Genomic DNA, 14,848 nt, shown 5'->3' with positions numbered 1-14,848 from the left:
TCAGGACAGTTCCTGCACCCAGTTTTTCAGGGGCTTTTCAATGAGTTCGCGCAGTTCCTGCAGTCTGGCCTCGGATTCGGCTTCAAACCTGAGCACCAGGACCGGCTGGGTATTGGAGGCCCGCAGCAGGGCCCAGCCATCATCAAAAGCAATGCGCACCCCGTCCACATCCACTATGTCGTAATGCTGCCGGAAATACTCCTGGGCCTTTTTGACCACGTCGAACTTGATGCTGTCCGGGCATTCAACGCGGATTTCCGGGGTATTCACCGTCTTCGGCCAGTCATCAAGATAACCGCTCACGGGCTGACCCTGCTTCTTGGCCACAATCTCCACCATGCGCCTGGCCGCATACACTGCATCGTCGAACCCGTAATAACGGTCCGCGAAAAACATGTGTCCGCTCATCTCTCCGGCCAGCAAAGCGTCTTCCTCTTTCATCTTGGCCTTGATGAGGGAGTGCCCGGTTTTCCACATTATGGGCCTGCCGCCGTGCTTCTTGATATCGTTGAACATCAGGTGGGAACATTTTACCTCCCCGATGACGCAGGCCCCGGGATTTTGCTGCAGCACGTCCCGGGCATAGATGGCCAGGAGCTGATCTCCGTAAATCATTTTTCCATTTTCATCCACCACTCCTATGCGGTCTCCGTCTCCGTCCAGGCCGATGCCCAGCTGGGCGTTTTCTTTTTTCACCGTGGCCACCAGGTCTTCGTTGTTTTTCATGACAGTTGGATCAGGGTGGTGATTGGGAAAATTTCCGTCGGGCTCACAATAGATGGGTACCACGTCAGCCCCGGCATCCTCCAGGACCTGCACGCAGTCCAGGCCGGCGGCACCGTTGCCTCCGTCCACAACCACCTTTACCTTAGAGGCGGCGGGACCCTGGGCCTGCATGTACTCCCGGTAAACAGGCCTTATATCCATCTCCGTGGCCATGCCGTTTCCCTGGGCGAATTCTCCGGAGGCCATAATGCGGTAAACTTCCTGGATCTCCTCGCTGTGAATGGTGCTTTCTTCCGCCCAGACCTTGAAGCCGTTGAAATCAGGCGGATTGTGACTGGCTGTGATCATGACCCCGGCCCGGCGTTCCAGTTTTTTCACGGCAAAATAAAATAGCGGCGTGGACACCATATTCAAAAAGACCACGTCCACTCCGGTGCTGTTGAGCCCCTCGATCATGCGGGCCTGGTACTCGGGTGAACTGTGCCTGCAGTCATGGCCCACAACAGCCTGATCCAGGCCCATTCTGCGAAAATAAGTCCCGCAGGCTTTTCCCAGCACTTCCACCCATTCCGGATCAAAATCCTTGTCCACAATGCCCCTGATGTCGTAGGCCCTGAAAATGTCCTGCCTGATTTCCTTCATCGCCTGAAACTCCCTTTTTTATAAGTTGCTACCGGCCCGGCCGGCCGGATTTTCTTCAGAAAACTGTCAAACAATCTATTTACAGAAAATGTCTATAAAAAACAGCCCCGGATGTAAAACACTTTTGTTTTTCTTGACCAGGACCAGGCGCTGCACTAAATATAACCGCTGGATAAAACTATTTTTCTTAAGACTAATGCAATACCAGTTCAACTCCAGCGACTTCCCCCGGGATCCGGGCGTATACCTCATGAAGGATGAGCAGAACCGGATTATTTATGTGGGCAAGGCCAAGAACCTGCGCAGCCGGGTCAGCTCATATTTCCGCTCATCCAGGGATCCCTCACCCAAAACCAGGGTTATGCTGGGCCGGGTGTTGCAGGTGGACTACATCACCACCACCAGCGAAAAAGAGGCCCTGCTCCTGGAAGCAAGCCTCATCAAAAAACACAGGCCAAGATACAACATTGTCCTTCGAGACGACAAGCAGTACGTCCTTTTCCGCTTAGACAAATCCAGGCCCTACCCGGCCCTGGAACTAACGCGTTCAGCCAGGCGCGACGGCTCAGTCTACTTCGGGCCGTTTACTTCTGCAGCAGCGGCCAGGGAGACCATGAAGGTCATCAACAGGCTTTTTTACCTGCGCAAATGCGGACACAAAAAATTCAGAAACCGGGTGCGCCCCTGTCTGCAGCATTTCATCAGGCGCTGCCCCGGACCATGCTGCCTGGATGTGTCCACAGAGGAATACTCAAGGGAGATCCGCCGGCTGGAAATGTTTCTGTCCGGGCGCAGCGCAGAGCTGATAAAAGGCATGGAAAAGGACATGCAGGAAGCCTCCCGGGAGCTTGACTTTGAAAAAGCAGCCCTGCTGCGCGATCAGATTGAAGCGGTGAAGCAGACCACTAAGTCCCAGTCGGTGGTTTTCCCTGGCACCGGGGACATGGACGTGTTTGCCCCTGTTTATGTCCAGGGCGGAATGGGCATCGGGGTGCTCTTTGTCCGCCAGGGCAAGGTCCTGGACAGCAAGAATTTTTTCTGGCCCGAGCACCACCCGGAAAACGACCAGGAACTGCAAGACACCCTGGCCAGCCTTTTAAGCCAGTTTTACGGACCGGACAGTTTCATCCCGGAAAAGATCCTGCTTCCGGAAAAAATTCATGACCCGGCCCTGTTGCACCTGCTCATGGAATACCGCAAAGGCAAGGTCAGGCTTGTGGGGGCCAGGGGGGAGAGCCTGAAAGGCCTTTTAAACATCGCCCGCCAGAACTGTGAGCAGCATGCCAGAGACCGAAGAGATGCCGGCACTCCCTTTCTGGCCGGGGTCATGGGCCTGGAGCGCGAACCGGAGCGCATCGAGTGTATTGACGTCTCCCACCACGCCGGGCGGAACACCCGCATGGGGGTGGTGACCTTTGTGGCCGGGGAGCCGCATAAAAAGGACTACCGCATCTACAACCTGCCCTCTGTATCTCCAGGGGACGACTACCAGGCCATGCGCGAGTTCATCAAGCGCAGGAGCCGGTCTTCCAGTCCCTGGCCGGATCTTTTGCTTGTAGACGGGGGAAAGGGACAGCTGGGCACTGTCCAGAAAGCCCTGCAGGATGCCGGACAGGAAGGTCTCTTCGCCCTGGCCTCCATTGCCAAGGCCGAAACGCGGGCCAGGGGCGGGGCTCAGGACCAGGTGTATCTGCCGGGGCGCAAGTACCCACTTTCCCTGAAGCCCGCTTCACCGGAACTGCTTTACCTGCAAAGAATCCGGGATGAAGCCCACCGCTTCGCCCTGGGCAGCATGCGCAACAGCCTGCGCAGAAAATCCCTGCAAAGCGACCTGGAAAAAATACCCGGTCTGGGCCCCAAAAAAGTAGAAGCACTGTGGAAACATTTCGGCAGCCTGCAAAGTATCCTGGGTGCCTCCCGGGAAGAACTCATGCAGGTGCCGGGTTTCGGCCCGGAAACTGCCGGAAGAACAGCCAGGTCCCTTAAAGAATGGAATACTACAAGTTCATCTTAGCACCCTTTATAGGAGCCCTCATAGGCTGGATCACCAATTATCTGGCGGTGAAAATGCTTTTTTACCCCAGACGTCCGGTGAACATCCTGGGCTGGAAGCTGCAGGGGGTATTCCCCAAAAGACAGCAGGAGCTGGCTTCCAACCTGGGGACCCTGGTGGAGCGCGAGCTCATTTCCCACGAGGATATTCAAAACGTCATAAATGACCCGCGGTTCCGTGAACGTCTGCGTAATATTCTAAGTGAATACATACACAACCTGTTAAGCCGCAAGCTGAATTCAGTACACCCAGTGTTGGGCAGCATCCTCAGCAGCAGGGTAGCCGATTCCCTGCAGAGCAGGCTTCACCGTGAAAGCGAAAAAATTCTGCCCCAGCTTCTGCAGCGCGTGGCCGAGGAACTGGAGCACACCCTGGACTTCAAGGAAGTGGTCCGCAGCAAGGTGGAAAGTTTTTCCATGGACAAGCTGGAGGAGATCCTCTACACAATCATGCGCAAGGAGTTCAGGTTCATCGAAATCATCGGAGCAGTACTTGGTTTCGTCATTGGAATCCTGCAGGCCCTGTTCTTTTTCTTCGCTTGAATATTTTTTTTCTGAGCCCTTTGAAAATTTCTTGACAACTCCCACAAGAAAAACTACATAATTCTTTCTTGGTTGTTGGGGCATCGTCTAGCGGCAGGACGCCAGGTTCTGGCCCTGGTAGCCGAGGTTCGAATCCTCGTGCCCCAGCCATTAAGCGTTCCGTCCCCATCGTCTAGCCCGGTCCAGGACACCGGCCTTTCACGCCGGCGACGGGGGTTCAAATCCCCCTGGGGACGCCAATAAAATCAAGGGGTTATACTATAATTTTCTGGTAACCATGATTCTATAACAACGGTTACAGAATCAGTTTGCACCCCCCTCTCCTTTATCAGGCCACCTGGGAGCTTTTTTCCAGGTGGCCTTTTATTTTGCTCACCTTGGCACCCTCACCTCTTTTGCACAAGTCCTCAAAAGCTCATCAAGCCTCGTTCTGCATATCTGGCAAGAGCCTTTTCCAAGTCCTCTTTCTGCACCGGCTTGGCCAAATAGTCATCCATGCCGGCATCCAGAAACCTCTCCCGGTCACCGTCCATGGCGTAGGCGGTTAAAGCTATTATGGGAATTCGGGGAGTCTGAGATTCGGGGATTGCCTCCACTCCATCCATGACCGACATGTGTATGTCCATTAAAATGCAGTCGAAATCCAGGGAGGCAAACAAATCCAGGGCCTGCTGTCCGTCTTCGGCCAGGCTCACCTTATGTCCGCATTTCTCCAGTAAAAGCTTCATGGGCAGCTGATTGGGTAGTGCCCTTACCGTGCTGAAGGCCTATCCAGATCCGTCCCAAGTACTTCTCCAAAAACTCTTTACACAGATCAAGGCGCAGACAGGTTCATTTTCCACCATCAGTACCTGAGGAGATCTGCTCTGATCTATGGAAAACACCCTGGCCGCTGTGTTCTGGTCCATGCCCGCTCCGCCGTCACAAACCTAAACCTGGCCATGACACCTTCCTGATAGCCGTGAACAAATACGTTGCTACCCTGATACGTGAATTTGAGCGCATTGAAAAGCAGATTGCGATAGAAATACTGGCATTTGCAATATCATTCAGGCAGACTGATTACAGTGTGTAGACCATGTAGTCATCCACGCCGGCCTTAAGTAACTGCTCCTGGTCAGAGGGTGCCAGCAATCACCACCGAGAGTTGACACCAGGCGAACTCCCAAGTCGAGAACGGAAAACCCGCCGGCCAGTCACGCCCCTGGTGTGATGAAACAAACGAATACAAATATCTTGACCCCCAGGCAAACAACGGATTATATGATAAGCACGACTCAAGAGACTTCAGCGAACTAAGCAATCGTTGCTTCAGCCGACGTTGCTAAAAATTTGAGGTAGAACCTATGAGCGATGAATACGACAGCCCCTGGAAAGTTGCGCTGGAAAGATATTTCCCGGAATTTATGGAGTTTTATTTCCCTGGAATTTTTGCTGACATAGACTGGAGTTCAGGGTATGATTTTCTGGACAAAGAATTACAGCAGGTGACTAAGGATGCTGAACTCGGGCGTAGGTATGTGGACAAGCTGGTGCGGGTACACAGGTTGAGTGGAGATGAAGGCTGGGTATGCGTACATATTGAGGTGCAGGGAGAAGCCGAGGATGTTTTTGCCAGGCGGATGTTCACCTACCATTACCGGCTTTTTGATCAGTACGACAAGCCCCTGGCCAGCCTTGCGGTGCTGGCTGATACCAGTCCGGGCTGGCATCCGGACAGCTTTGGCTACGAACTCTACGGCTGCCGGCTGAGGTTTGATTTTCCAGCTGTCAAACTTCTGGACTGGGAATCGGAAATAGATCAGCTGCTTGAATCGGATAATGCTTTTGCTCTGGTTACAGCAGCGCACCTGTTGACCAAAAAGACCCAGGGCAAACCAGAGGAGCGATACGCAGCCAAGATTCGCCTGATCCGCATTCTCTTTGCCCGGGGCTGGGATCGTCAGAGAATCCTGGATCTGTTGGCTTAGCGGCTTAGTTTTCTTTTAGTTTTCGGGTCGGACCAAGACAATATATTGAAAATATTTGAGAACATCTCGTTTTTTGCTTGATTTTCAGTCTTAGAACCGCCATTTTGATGTGAAAAAAGCAGTTCTAAACCTCTATTCTCCGAGGCGACAACTGGGTCTCCTGCCTTGCTCTACGGCTCGGGCAGTAGCTCATTAGCCAAATGGGCGCTCCCTTCAGCAAACTTCAAGTTCTCTTTTGCCAGCGTCCTATATCCCTCTGCCATTTCATTATGTAAACGCTCGGCAGCTAAACTCTGCAGGCAAGAAGTGATGACCTTGCTGCGACTGGTCTTTCTTTCACGCGCAACTTCATCAGCAACCACTACCAGGTTACATCAGCAACCACTACCAGGTTATGCGGCAGATTTATGGTTACTTTAAATGCTCCATTGGCCATAATACCTCCCATACTCATCATCCTTGAAAAGCTGTTCCATCCGGGATGTCCTGCTGTCTACAGATCTTCAGGGCAGGCCGGGTTTGATCTGTCAAAAAAGGCCTGATTAACTATAATAAAATTGTAAACAGGGCTTACTTCTTCATAGGCTTCCGGGCTTAAGTGCTTTTGAAAAAGCTGCAGCCAGGCATTAAGCTGGGCAGGCCAGTATGCAGGCTGGAATCCGTGAGCCCTGTAAGTTCGCAGGACCCAGAAAACCGTATCCACCAGGACCTCGGGGCGGTAGTCCACAAGCAGAGCGGACATGAAACGGGCATGATTGTTGTGGTTGTCCAGCATCATCTCCCGGTTGTTCTTGCCTATGAGTTTTTCCAGGTCTGATCTGGAACACATGATCTGGTTCAATTCGTCCACAAGCGAAGGGCTGGCTTCCTGAAATTGCCTTGCGGCCTGCTTTGAGGGCGTCTTGATTTCAGCGGCCTTTTTTATCAGTTCCTGTCTGTTCATCTGGTTTATTCCTTTATTAATAATTATCTGATAAATTCCAACATAACCATTCAGGGGGTTAAGTTCTTGGCTGCAAAATTTACAAACCCCTTGCTTCAAAATTATCCATCCTGTGCCCTCCTTTTTAGAGTTGGGCTTGCGTTTCCTGCATTCTCCTGAAAAATTTCTTCAATGCTTTGGACCTCGTCATCTGTCAACGCATTAAATTCTTTTGATCTGGCCCGCTTGGATAATTTCCCCTGGTTTTGGCGCAGAAAACGGAAAAGCAGGTTTAAGGTATTTTCGGGCATATCAACCAAAGACTGCACCCGGGCCTTGAACTGATCATAGCGGCGAAGGAAAAGGGCTTCTTCAGGAAGATCCTTTTCAATGGTCCGGCGTACACAATCGTAGAGAAACTCAGCATGCGGGGTGGCATCAAAATAACGATAAAAATCCGCCGTATCGTTCAGCACCTGCACATTCCCCTTATCCGTGGGCTTCCACTCGATAGCGGGCATAAGTCTGGCAGAATAGTCCTCCAGGACCTTCCTGTATTCCTCTATCCTTTCCAGGATCACTGCTGAAACCGGAAAGACAAGACCAGGAGGGTTGAACCCCCGGGAGGAAAGCACGTGATGCATAAGGTAGCGGTGCAGTCTTCCGTTCCCATCCTCGAATGGATGGATATACACAAAACCAAAAGCCAGTACCGCCGCAGCCACTACAGGGTCAAGCTCCAGTCCGGAGCTATGCTCAAACTCAATCAGTCCCTGCACAAGTTCAGGCAGATCGTCAGCTTTGGCACTGATATGTACAGGAATTGGCTCTCCAGTATTCCGGTCATGCTCGCCGACAAAGCCTTCACCGGTTCTCAGCCCCAGATCCACAAAGCGGGAATCACCTATGACAATTTTTTGCAGCCTGACGAGCTCATCCTGATCCAGATCGTTTTGTCCGGCCTCCCCGATAGCCCTGGCCCATCTCTGAACACGGTCATGGGAAGGTCCTTCTCCTTCAATGGCGTAACTTGCCTTAGAGTCTTTAAGCAACAGAAACACTGATGACCTGGCCAGGATGTCCCTGGGCACGTCATCGATTATTTCCAGGGTTTTCTGTTTGAGTTTCTGGTCCATGAATTCCTGCAGAACTTGCGTACAGAAGACCATGGGGCAGAATGCACTGGTTCCAGGCAGGTTGTTGCGCACACGGTGCCGGGGTGAGCCCTTTCCCTGCATAGCAAACTGCATGTTTGGATCCACCACTGAAACATAACGGCCGGTCCGGGCGTCCGGAAGATTCAGCTCTTCACCCAAAAGCCATTCGTAAAGAAACCAGCTACGCCTGGCATATGAGCCGGTGGGCCTGGATTTAACCATTGCTTCTATGGGTTTGGGACCTGTTGCCTGAAACAGCCGTTTGAGGACGGCCAAATCCAGGCCCTCGTACTTGATGGCAAACTTGAGATGGCTTTGTATATCGGGAGATGGGGTGTGGCGTGGAGTAAGTATATGCCAACCCTGCTCCTGAATGGTTCTGTGCCTGTCTCCGATGGCAAAAAGGGTCCGGGGTAAAGGGACCCTGAGATCAAAATAATCGATTAAAGCACTGTAACCTGCCGGAGTTGCCTTTACCGGAAGCCGCCTGTCCTGAAAAAAGGTCGCAGGGCCTGAAAATTGATTCCTTGCCATGAAAAAAATTCCTTTGTAGATATAATTCTGAAATTTGATTTTCAACCAGTATCCTTTATGCGTCAAGAGAATTCTTGACTTCACCCTGGTGGTGATACCCGTGCTTATGAAACTGGCTTTTTCCCCATTGCTGGCCACCATAAGCTGATGGTATTCTTTCAGCAACCGGCACGGGACCTTGATATTAGCCGGTACATCGTCCACGATCAGGATTTTTGCCATCAATTACCTACCTTTATTGTACAGAATTCGGAACTTAGGTGTTCGTTATTTTTTTCAAGGTTGCAGGCACATCCACTTCTTATATCGAAGCTTGACCTTGTTGCTGATTTACATAGAATAGATATCTATGAAAACCATAACCATAAATGTATCCTCAGAAACCTACCACGCCTTTCAGGAATATGCCGCTCAGAATAACCGGACTGCCTCGGAGCTTATCCGCAATGCCATGGAAGAATACCGCCGTAGTTACCTGAGAGAAGATCAGAGTATTTTTGACGCCCCTCCTGCCAACGCTGGATCTATACTGAAAGATTTAACCCCTGAAGATGATCTGCTCCAGGAGATGCTTGAATGACAGGTATTGATACTTCTTTTATGGTGGCATTTGAAATCGCTGAACATCCGCAATGCCAGGAAGCGAGAAATTTTGCAGCCAGCAATTCAGACCTCGGATTTGCGCTGGCTCCTCAAGTTCTTTCGGAATTTATGTAACAACTGATTCAAGGAGATTCTCCAGGCCTCTTTCCATGCAGGAAGCTTTGCAGCGCAGCACCAGGTGGTGGCAGGCTCGGGAAGTCAAGCGTATTTTTCCCGACCACCAAACAGTGGTTATCTTTAATGACTGGAGGAGCAGATTCAATATAGGCCGCAAGAGGATTCTGGACACCATGCTTGCCGCGACCGTAACCATTCAGGGGGTGCCGAAACCGGCCCGGGGACAGTCCCCGCGAAACCTTTCCTGCACAGATTAAATTTGTCAAAAGCTAAGGTGTGTGAACCTGCATAAAAGTACATAGCGGGGACAGTCCCCAGGCCTGGTGCCAGCAATCAATACCGAGGAACCCCTGAATGGTTACCCGCGACCTATTCTTCTGCAGGCATATCTCGAATCGTTTCCACCGATTTCAGGGGCTTTCACCTATTCCCATCAATAAAAAGAATAAACTTGATCTCTTAACCACATCCCAACAGTGTGAGAAATCGGCTTGGCTTCCAGCCCTGCTTCCGGCTCGTAAGAGAAGGAAAGCAGGGGACAGGCACCCCCGCACTTATTTTTCTAAAGGAAGATTGACAGGTTTTAAAATAAGTGCGGGGAGAGCCAGTCCCCGGAGGTCAGTCATAAGTTTCGCTGTAGTGTTATTTACAGCCGGTTTATCCCAGGATGGCCTTAAGGTCTTCATCAGGGGTTTTTATGGGCTTTATGTCATAATTTTCCACAAGATAATTGAGGACGTTGGGGCTGACAAAAGCCGGCAGTGAAGGCCCCAGGCGGATGTCTTTGACACCCAGGGCCAGCAGGGACAATAGAATGGCCACAGCCTTCTGTTCATACCAGGACAGCACTAAGGACAGAGGCAGGTCGTTTACTCCGCATTCAAAGGCCTCGGCCAGGGCCATGGCGATCTTTACCGCGGAATAGGCATCGTTGCACTGCCCCACGTCCAGAAGCCTGGGTATACCCCCGATTTCCCCAAGATCCTTGTCAAAGAACCTGAACTTGCCGCAGGCCAGGGTCAGGACTACGCAATCACCTGGCACCTTCTCCACAAACTCTGTGTAGTAGTTGCGGTCTGGCTTGGCTCCGTCGCAGCCGCCCACCAGGAAAAAATGCCGGATATTGCCATCCTTGACTGCATCAATGACAGTGCCAGCTACGGACATGACTGCATTGCGGCCAAAACCCACCATGACATGACCCTTGTCTTCATCAGCTGCAAATCCATCCATGCTCAGGGCCTTGTCAATAACCGGACTAAAGTCCTTTTCACTTTCTCCCTTGCTGGCCATGCCCACCACTGTTTTGAGACGTTCCAGCAGGGACGCGCTTTCCTGGTCACCATTGACGTGGGCCACTCCAGGCCAGCCCACCAGGCCGGTGGTAAAGATGCGGTCCTTGTAGGATTCCTGAGGCTTCTGGATGCAGTTGGTGGTCATGAGAATGGGTCCGGGGAACTGTGAAAACTCCTTGCGCTGATTCTGCCAGGCAGTGCCGTAATGACCATGAAAATGGGAATACTTTTTCAGTTCAGGATAGCCATGGCAGGGCAGCATCTCACCGTGGGTGTAAATGTTTATGCCTTTGCCCTCGGTCTGCTTCAAGAGCATTTCCAGATCCTTCAAATCATGCCCGGAAACCAGGATGGCCTTGCCCTTTTTGGGTCCCAGGGGCACCTTTGTAGGTTCGGGATGACCATAAGTTCCGGTATTGCCCGCATCCAGAAGTTCCATGGCCCGGATATTCGTACGCCCGCATTCCATGGCCAGTTCAATCCACTGTTCCAGACTCAGGTCCTCACGCAGGGTTGAAGCCAGGGCCCTCTGGACGTATTCGTACACAGCGTCGTCCTCCTGTCCCAGTATGGCCGCATGATCGGCATAGGCGCAGATACCCTTGATGCCGTAGGTGACGGTCTGCTTCAGGGAATGAATGTCCTCGTTGGGATCCTTGTCAGCAACAACTCCATGCTTTTCCCCCTGAGACACCATGCCCTCCACAGTATTCTCCGGGACGAAGCTGGCGGCTTCAGAGGCAGGGACATTGCCGCCGGCCTGGGACACCTTGGATTTGAGTTCATCCCGGAGCTCCACGGTATCCTTGACCAGTCCGGCAATACGCTCCGGATCGAAGTTGACATTGGTCAGGGTGGAAAACATGGCCTCGGAGATGAACCGGCCCACTTTGGTGTCCACTACATTTTTTTCCCGGCCGGCCATGGCCACCTGGGACAGGCCCTTGAGGGCAAACACCAGCAGGTCCTGAAGTTCGGCAGTGTCCGGCTGCTTTCCGCACACTCCTATCTTGGTGCACCCTTCGCCTTTGGCAGTCTGTTCGCATTGATAACAAAACATAATGAGCCTCCTTTAAATTGTTTTTCTGGTTTGGGGAATATTCCCGTATAAATACAAATAGCGCATGTATTTTTAAAATCTTTGACTTAAGTCAAAACTAACAACATTTAACATTTTTTTATTATTTCTCAGCCAATAGCTCGAAACCATTCAGCGTAACCATTCAGGGGGGACTCGATGGTCATTACTGGCACGAGGCCTGGGGACTGTCCCCCGCTAAGTACCGGCTGTGTTTGTACACAAAACTTCGCGTCTGTAATTTTTGTAATTGTGCGTAAAAGGTGTCGCGGGGACTGTCCCCTGGCCAGTTCCGGCATCCCCTGAATGGTTACCATTCAGCGAATATCGTAACCTCTTGTTTATAATTGATTAATGCAGGAAAATGCTGCAAAAACTGTCCACCAGGCCTGTATCTCATGCCTCAACATCTTCACATTTCGCGCTTGACGCAAAATGTGAAGCAATCATCAACTGCCCCCTCTGAATGGTTACCATCGCTCCCATGTGGAATAATTACATGCAGGCACAACTGCCCTGCTGTACCTGGACATGCTTTTGTCTGGACTGTTCTGCCCCGGGTCTGCCCTGAGGCATAACCTGACCCTGCCTGGAGATGACCACTTCTTCAACAGCCATGCCTTTGCCTGCCTGGACAACCGCCTTTTCAACAATTTTGACCATTCCGGCGCAACATGGGACTTCCATGGAGGCAACTGTTACGCTTTTGATGTCCGCCTGCCTGAATATTTCCGTAAGGCGCTCAACATAATCATGGCCGTCATCAAACTTGGGGCATCCAAGCATTATCTTCCTGCCGGGCAAAAGATCCTGGTGCAGTCCGGGATAGGCAACAGGTACGCAGTCAGCTGCAATCAAAAGATGTGCTCCTTTTAAAAATGGCGCATGCGGGGGGACAAGCCTGATCTGTACCGGCCAGTGAGTAAGAGCTGACTGGATGTTCTCAGTGCCCTGCGCCGGTGTATGTGCCTTATCCGGAGCAAAGTCAGCCATGACTGAACCGGGGCAGCCGCAGCCAAGCCGAGAGGCTGTTTCCGGCTTTTCCTGTGGTGACTGTCCAGCTGCTTCCTGCTCCCGCAGGCGTTCTTCCACTGCTTCCATGTCAAAGGGATCCGCCTCGCGCTTAATGACCGTGATAGCCCCCCTGGGGCAGTGGCCCAGGCAGGCCCCCAGCCCGTCGCAATACTTTTCCGCCACCAGTCTGGCCTTGCCGTCCCGGATCTCAATGGCTCCTTCCTCGCATCCCGGTACGCACAGTCCGCAACCGTCGCAAAGTTCCTCATCGATTTTGACAATATCTCTAATTTCTCTGGCCAAGTTTTTTTCCTCCCTGTTTTGAAATACGAACAACTTAATACTTCACCGGGCAGGACGGTTTGCACCTGCTCCAAACAGGACTTTCCCGCCCGGCGTGAATAAGTTATGCCTCATCAGCAATGGCCGTTCCTTGACTTAAATCAAGAAGGCGGAAAAAAACTAGCGCGGGCCATGCCCGCAACCCAATAAAGAAAAGAGCTTTTTTGACAGGATTAACAGGATTAAGAGATTGATTAAGAGAAAAACATTTTTGTCCTGGCTCCCGGTTTAATGCCCTTGGGGCTTGCTCTGCGAGCAATTCACCCAGTTAAACAGACCTCTGGTCTACGGCATAGCCGTGTTTAACCGGGTAAAACGGGACAGGCGGAAGCCAGGCCAAAAGGTAATCACTCCAGCACTCACTTTTTTCCGGCACTCATGAATGTCGGAAGAAAGTGAGTGCTGGATGGTAAATTCAGTCAGCGGCATCAGGCCGGTGGCTGATTATCCTATCCATCCTGTTAATCCTGTCTAAGGCCTGCCACGCGAAGCGCGTGGTTATTGTTTTTTATGACAGGGTTTCAGGAGTAAGTCAGTAAAGCTTGCTACACCCGCAACCCATTTTTTTCACGCAAAGGCGCCCAGTTAAATCCTCTTCGAGGTGCTTACGCATTTAACCGGGCAAGCAAAGATCGCTAAGGAAGGCAGCCTTGTCCAAAACCGTGCCCCGGTTTTGAACAATACACCTGCTTGGCGTCTTTGACTTTGCGTACTTTGCCTGCCCAGTTGAATGATGAGGATTGATGTTTCCGCCGAACAGGTGGGTGTCTTTGACTTTGCGTACTTTGCCTGCCCAGTTGAATTGCTCGAAGAGCAAGCCCGAAGGGCATTCAACCGGGGCGTCTTTGCGTGAGAATTTTCTTTTTTTTAGGACTACGGTGAGTTGGAAGAAGCCCAGTTAAATTGAAGAAAGTTTAACGGGACAGGGATGCAGGAGACAAACAGGGGTTCAGGGAGGGCCTAAAGACCAATTTCATAAATTGTAAATCCAATTTACAAATGATGAAATAGTTGCTGGTAATCACTATAATTAATCGACTGCAAAAACTCCTTTTTTCAGTCGCAGGAGTCAGGGTTTGTCATAAAATAAGTGTTACATAATGCTTGCATAATCTGGGGGGTTTATCGTTCCCACGCTCTGCGTGGGAGCGTAGCCCGACCGCTCCTGCGGTCATTGTGGACGCTGAGCGTCCAGGGAATGTTCCCACGCAGAGCGTGGGAACAATAAGACAAATATAACACTTATATCGTGACAGATTTTCAGGAGGCAAATGGCAGGAGAGAATAATCTTACGGCTTGTGGAATCTATACTCCACAGCATTTATGTTATGCTTTTTTTCCTGACCAAGGGTTGATGTTGGTGTGGGGCCGTAATCATGCCCGGGCATAAGAATAGTCTCCTCGGGCAGTTCCATGATTCTACGGATGGAAGCCCCCAGTGTGGGCCTGTGGCTGTAGGCAAAGTCGGTGCGTCCGCTGTCGTGCACAAACAGGGTGTCCCCGGTAAATATCTGGCCGTGTCCATAATAACAGGCCCCGCCAGGAGTATGACCAGGGGTGTGCAGAACCTGCAGCCGGATCTCCTGACCGACCTGAATAATATCCCCGTCCCTGAGGGGCTCATCCACCTGTTTTTCGTAAAATGAAGCATCGGCCTCATGTATGGCCACCCGGGCTCCGGTTCTTTGCCTCAAGGATGCAGCCATATCTGTATGATCATAATGAAAATGGGTAAGGAGAATATACTCCAGGACCAGTCCGAGGCTGCTCAGTTCTGAAAGAATCATCTCCTCATCCGACCCCGGATCAATAACTGCAGCTTTTCCGGTGCTGCTGCAGAAAAGTATATAAC

General features: G+C 51.4%; 14 protein-coding genes and 2 tRNA genes. 8 read left to right on the top strand and 8 right to left on the bottom strand.

Annotation, left to right across the window (positions count from 1 at the left end):
* Window positions 1-1,368 carry a phosphomannomutase/phosphoglucomutase gene (locus DTHIO_RS02285; RefSeq protein ID WP_008868732.1) on the bottom strand — a complete coding sequence of 456 codons (1,368 nt, stop codon included), beginning with the start codon at window positions 1,366-1,368 and terminating at the stop codon, window positions 1-3.
* A gap of 196 nt (window positions 1,369-1,564) precedes the next feature.
* Between DTHIO_RS02285 and uvrC the strand changes: the two genes are divergently transcribed.
* From uvrC to DTHIO_RS02265, 4 genes are all read left to right on the top strand, one after another.
* The gene (gene uvrC, locus DTHIO_RS02280) at window positions 1,565-3,382 is read left to right on the top strand and encodes an excinuclease ABC subunit UvrC (protein ID WP_008868731.1); all 1,818 of its coding nucleotides are present in this window, start codon (window positions 1,565-1,567) and stop codon (window positions 3,380-3,382) included.
* Window positions 3,358-3,963 carry a DUF445 domain-containing protein gene (locus DTHIO_RS02275; protein WP_008868730.1) on the top strand — a complete coding sequence of 202 codons (606 nt, stop codon included), beginning with the start codon at window positions 3,358-3,360 and terminating at the stop codon, window positions 3,961-3,963. The genes uvrC and DTHIO_RS02275 overlap by 25 nt, the downstream gene beginning before the upstream one ends.
* 76 nt (window positions 3,964-4,039) lie before the next feature.
* A tRNA-Gln gene (locus DTHIO_RS02270) sits at window positions 4,040-4,113 on the top strand.
* 11 nt (window positions 4,114-4,124) lie between these two features.
* Window positions 4,125-4,202 (top strand) — tRNA-Glu (locus DTHIO_RS02265).
* Between the two features lie 168 nt (window positions 4,203-4,370).
* On the opposite strand, the gene DTHIO_RS02260 is transcribed toward DTHIO_RS02265, so the two are convergent.
* Both DTHIO_RS02260 and DTHIO_RS21330 read right to left on the bottom strand, forming a co-directional pair.
* Window positions 4,371-4,691 carry a response regulator gene (locus DTHIO_RS02260; protein WP_040417412.1) on the bottom strand — a complete coding sequence of 107 codons (321 nt, stop codon included), beginning with the start codon at window positions 4,689-4,691 and terminating at the stop codon, window positions 4,371-4,373.
* A gap of 39 nt (window positions 4,692-4,730) precedes the next feature.
* Window positions 4,731-4,871: a hypothetical protein gene (locus DTHIO_RS21330; protein WP_153305059.1), complete on the bottom strand. Its 141-nt coding sequence runs from the start codon at window positions 4,869-4,871 to the stop codon at window positions 4,731-4,733.
* A gap of 438 nt (window positions 4,872-5,309) precedes the next feature.
* Between DTHIO_RS21330 and DTHIO_RS02255 the strand changes: the two genes are divergently transcribed.
* Window positions 5,310-5,933 carry an RpnC/YadD family protein gene (locus tag DTHIO_RS02255; protein ID WP_008868729.1) on the top strand — a complete coding sequence of 208 codons (624 nt, stop codon included), beginning with the start codon at window positions 5,310-5,312 and terminating at the stop codon, window positions 5,931-5,933.
* A gap of 493 nt (window positions 5,934-6,426) precedes the next feature.
* Here the strand turns inward: DTHIO_RS02255 and DTHIO_RS02250 are convergent, their stop codons facing one another.
* Window positions 6,427-6,876, bottom strand: a complete 450-nt coding sequence (locus DTHIO_RS02250; RefSeq protein ID WP_008868728.1) for a hypothetical protein — start codon at window positions 6,874-6,876, stop codon at window positions 6,427-6,429.
* Window positions 6,877-6,977: 101 nt separating this feature from the next.
* The gene (locus DTHIO_RS02245; protein ID WP_144311419.1) at window positions 6,978-8,546 is read right to left on the bottom strand and encodes a Fic family protein; all 1,569 of its coding nucleotides are present in this window, start codon (window positions 8,544-8,546) and stop codon (window positions 6,978-6,980) included.
* A 349-nt stretch (window positions 8,547-8,895) separates the two neighbouring features.
* On the opposite strand from DTHIO_RS02245, the gene DTHIO_RS02240 reads away from it, so the two are divergent.
* Genes DTHIO_RS02240 through DTHIO_RS02235 form a run of 3 tightly spaced genes read left to right on the top strand, consistent with a single transcriptional unit; the run spans window position 8,896 to window position 9,523 of the window.
* Window positions 8,896-9,126 carry a DUF6290 family protein gene (locus DTHIO_RS02240; protein WP_008868726.1) on the top strand — a complete coding sequence of 77 codons (231 nt, stop codon included), beginning with the start codon at window positions 8,896-8,898 and terminating at the stop codon, window positions 9,124-9,126.
* Entirely contained in the window at window positions 9,123-9,263 is a 141-nt protein-coding gene (locus tag DTHIO_RS21325; RefSeq protein ID WP_008868725.1) for a hypothetical protein, read from the top strand. The genes DTHIO_RS02240 and DTHIO_RS21325 overlap by 4 nt, the downstream gene beginning before the upstream one ends.
* Window positions 9,264-9,298: 35 nt before the next feature.
* Entirely contained in the window at window positions 9,299-9,523 is a 225-nt protein-coding gene (locus DTHIO_RS02235; protein ID WP_008868724.1) for a hypothetical protein, read from the top strand.
* Between the two features lie 400 nt (window positions 9,524-9,923).
* Here DTHIO_RS02235 and hcp read toward each other — a convergent pair whose 3' ends face one another.
* From hcp to DTHIO_RS02220, 3 genes are all read right to left on the bottom strand, one after another.
* The gene (gene hcp / locus DTHIO_RS02230; protein WP_008868723.1) at window positions 9,924-11,621 is read right to left on the bottom strand and encodes a hydroxylamine reductase; all 1,698 of its coding nucleotides are present in this window, start codon (window positions 11,619-11,621) and stop codon (window positions 9,924-9,926) included.
* Between the two features lie 513 nt (window positions 11,622-12,134).
* Window positions 12,135-12,956, bottom strand: coding sequence for an ATP-binding protein (locus tag DTHIO_RS02225; protein WP_008868722.1), 822 nt, complete (start codon window positions 12,954-12,956; stop codon window positions 12,135-12,137).
* A 1,329-nt stretch (window positions 12,957-14,285) separates the two neighbouring features.
* Window positions 14,286-14,848, bottom strand: a 563-nt coding sequence (locus DTHIO_RS02220) for an MBL fold metallo-hydrolase (protein WP_040417804.1), incomplete at its 5' end; no start/stop codon positions are given.

It is taken from the genome of Desulfonatronospira thiodismutans ASO3-1, assembly GCF_000174435.1.
Lineage (GTDB): Bacteria > Desulfobacterota > Desulfovibrionia > Desulfovibrionales > Desulfonatronovibrionaceae > Desulfonatronospira > Desulfonatronospira thiodismutans.
The sequence above is the reverse complement of the archived record's forward strand: the minus strand, read 5'-3'. Positions and strand labels throughout refer to the sequence as shown.

Excerpts from the sequence above, each read along its gene's own strand:
- DTHIO_RS02260 (WP_040417412.1), bottom strand. The coding sequence starts at position 4,691 with ATGAAGCTTTTACTGGAGAAATGCGGACATAAGGTGAGCCTGGCCGAA.
- DTHIO_RS21330 (WP_153305059.1), bottom strand. The coding sequence starts at position 4,871 with ATGGACCAGAACACAGCGGCCAGGGTGTTTTCCATAGATCAGAGCAGA.
- DTHIO_RS21325 (WP_008868725.1), top strand. The coding sequence starts at position 9,123 with ATGACAGGTATTGATACTTCTTTTATGGTGGCATTTGAAATCGCTGAA.
- DTHIO_RS02285 (WP_008868732.1), bottom strand. The coding sequence starts at position 1,368 with ATGAAGGAAATCAGGCAGGACATTTTCAGGGCCTACGACATCAGGGGC.
- DTHIO_RS02240 (WP_008868726.1), top strand. The coding sequence starts at position 8,896 with ATGAAAACCATAACCATAAATGTATCCTCAGAAACCTACCACGCCTTT.
- DTHIO_RS02255 (WP_008868729.1), top strand. The coding sequence starts at position 5,310 with ATGAGCGATGAATACGACAGCCCCTGGAAAGTTGCGCTGGAAAGATAT.
- uvrC (WP_008868731.1), top strand. The coding sequence starts at position 1,565 with ATGCAATACCAGTTCAACTCCAGCGACTTCCCCCGGGATCCGGGCGTA.
- DTHIO_RS02235 (WP_008868724.1), top strand. The coding sequence starts at position 9,299 with ATGCAGGAAGCTTTGCAGCGCAGCACCAGGTGGTGGCAGGCTCGGGAA.
- DTHIO_RS02275 (WP_008868730.1), top strand. The coding sequence starts at position 3,358 with ATGGAATACTACAAGTTCATCTTAGCACCCTTTATAGGAGCCCTCATA.
- DTHIO_RS02250 (WP_008868728.1), bottom strand. The coding sequence starts at position 6,876 with ATGAACAGACAGGAACTGATAAAAAAGGCCGCTGAAATCAAGACGCCC.
- hcp (WP_008868723.1), bottom strand. The coding sequence starts at position 11,621 with ATGTTTTGTTATCAATGCGAACAGACTGCCAAAGGCGAAGGGTGCACC.
- DTHIO_RS02245 (WP_144311419.1), bottom strand. The coding sequence starts at position 8,546 with ATGGCAAGGAATCAATTTTCAGGCCCTGCGACCTTTTTTCAGGACAGG.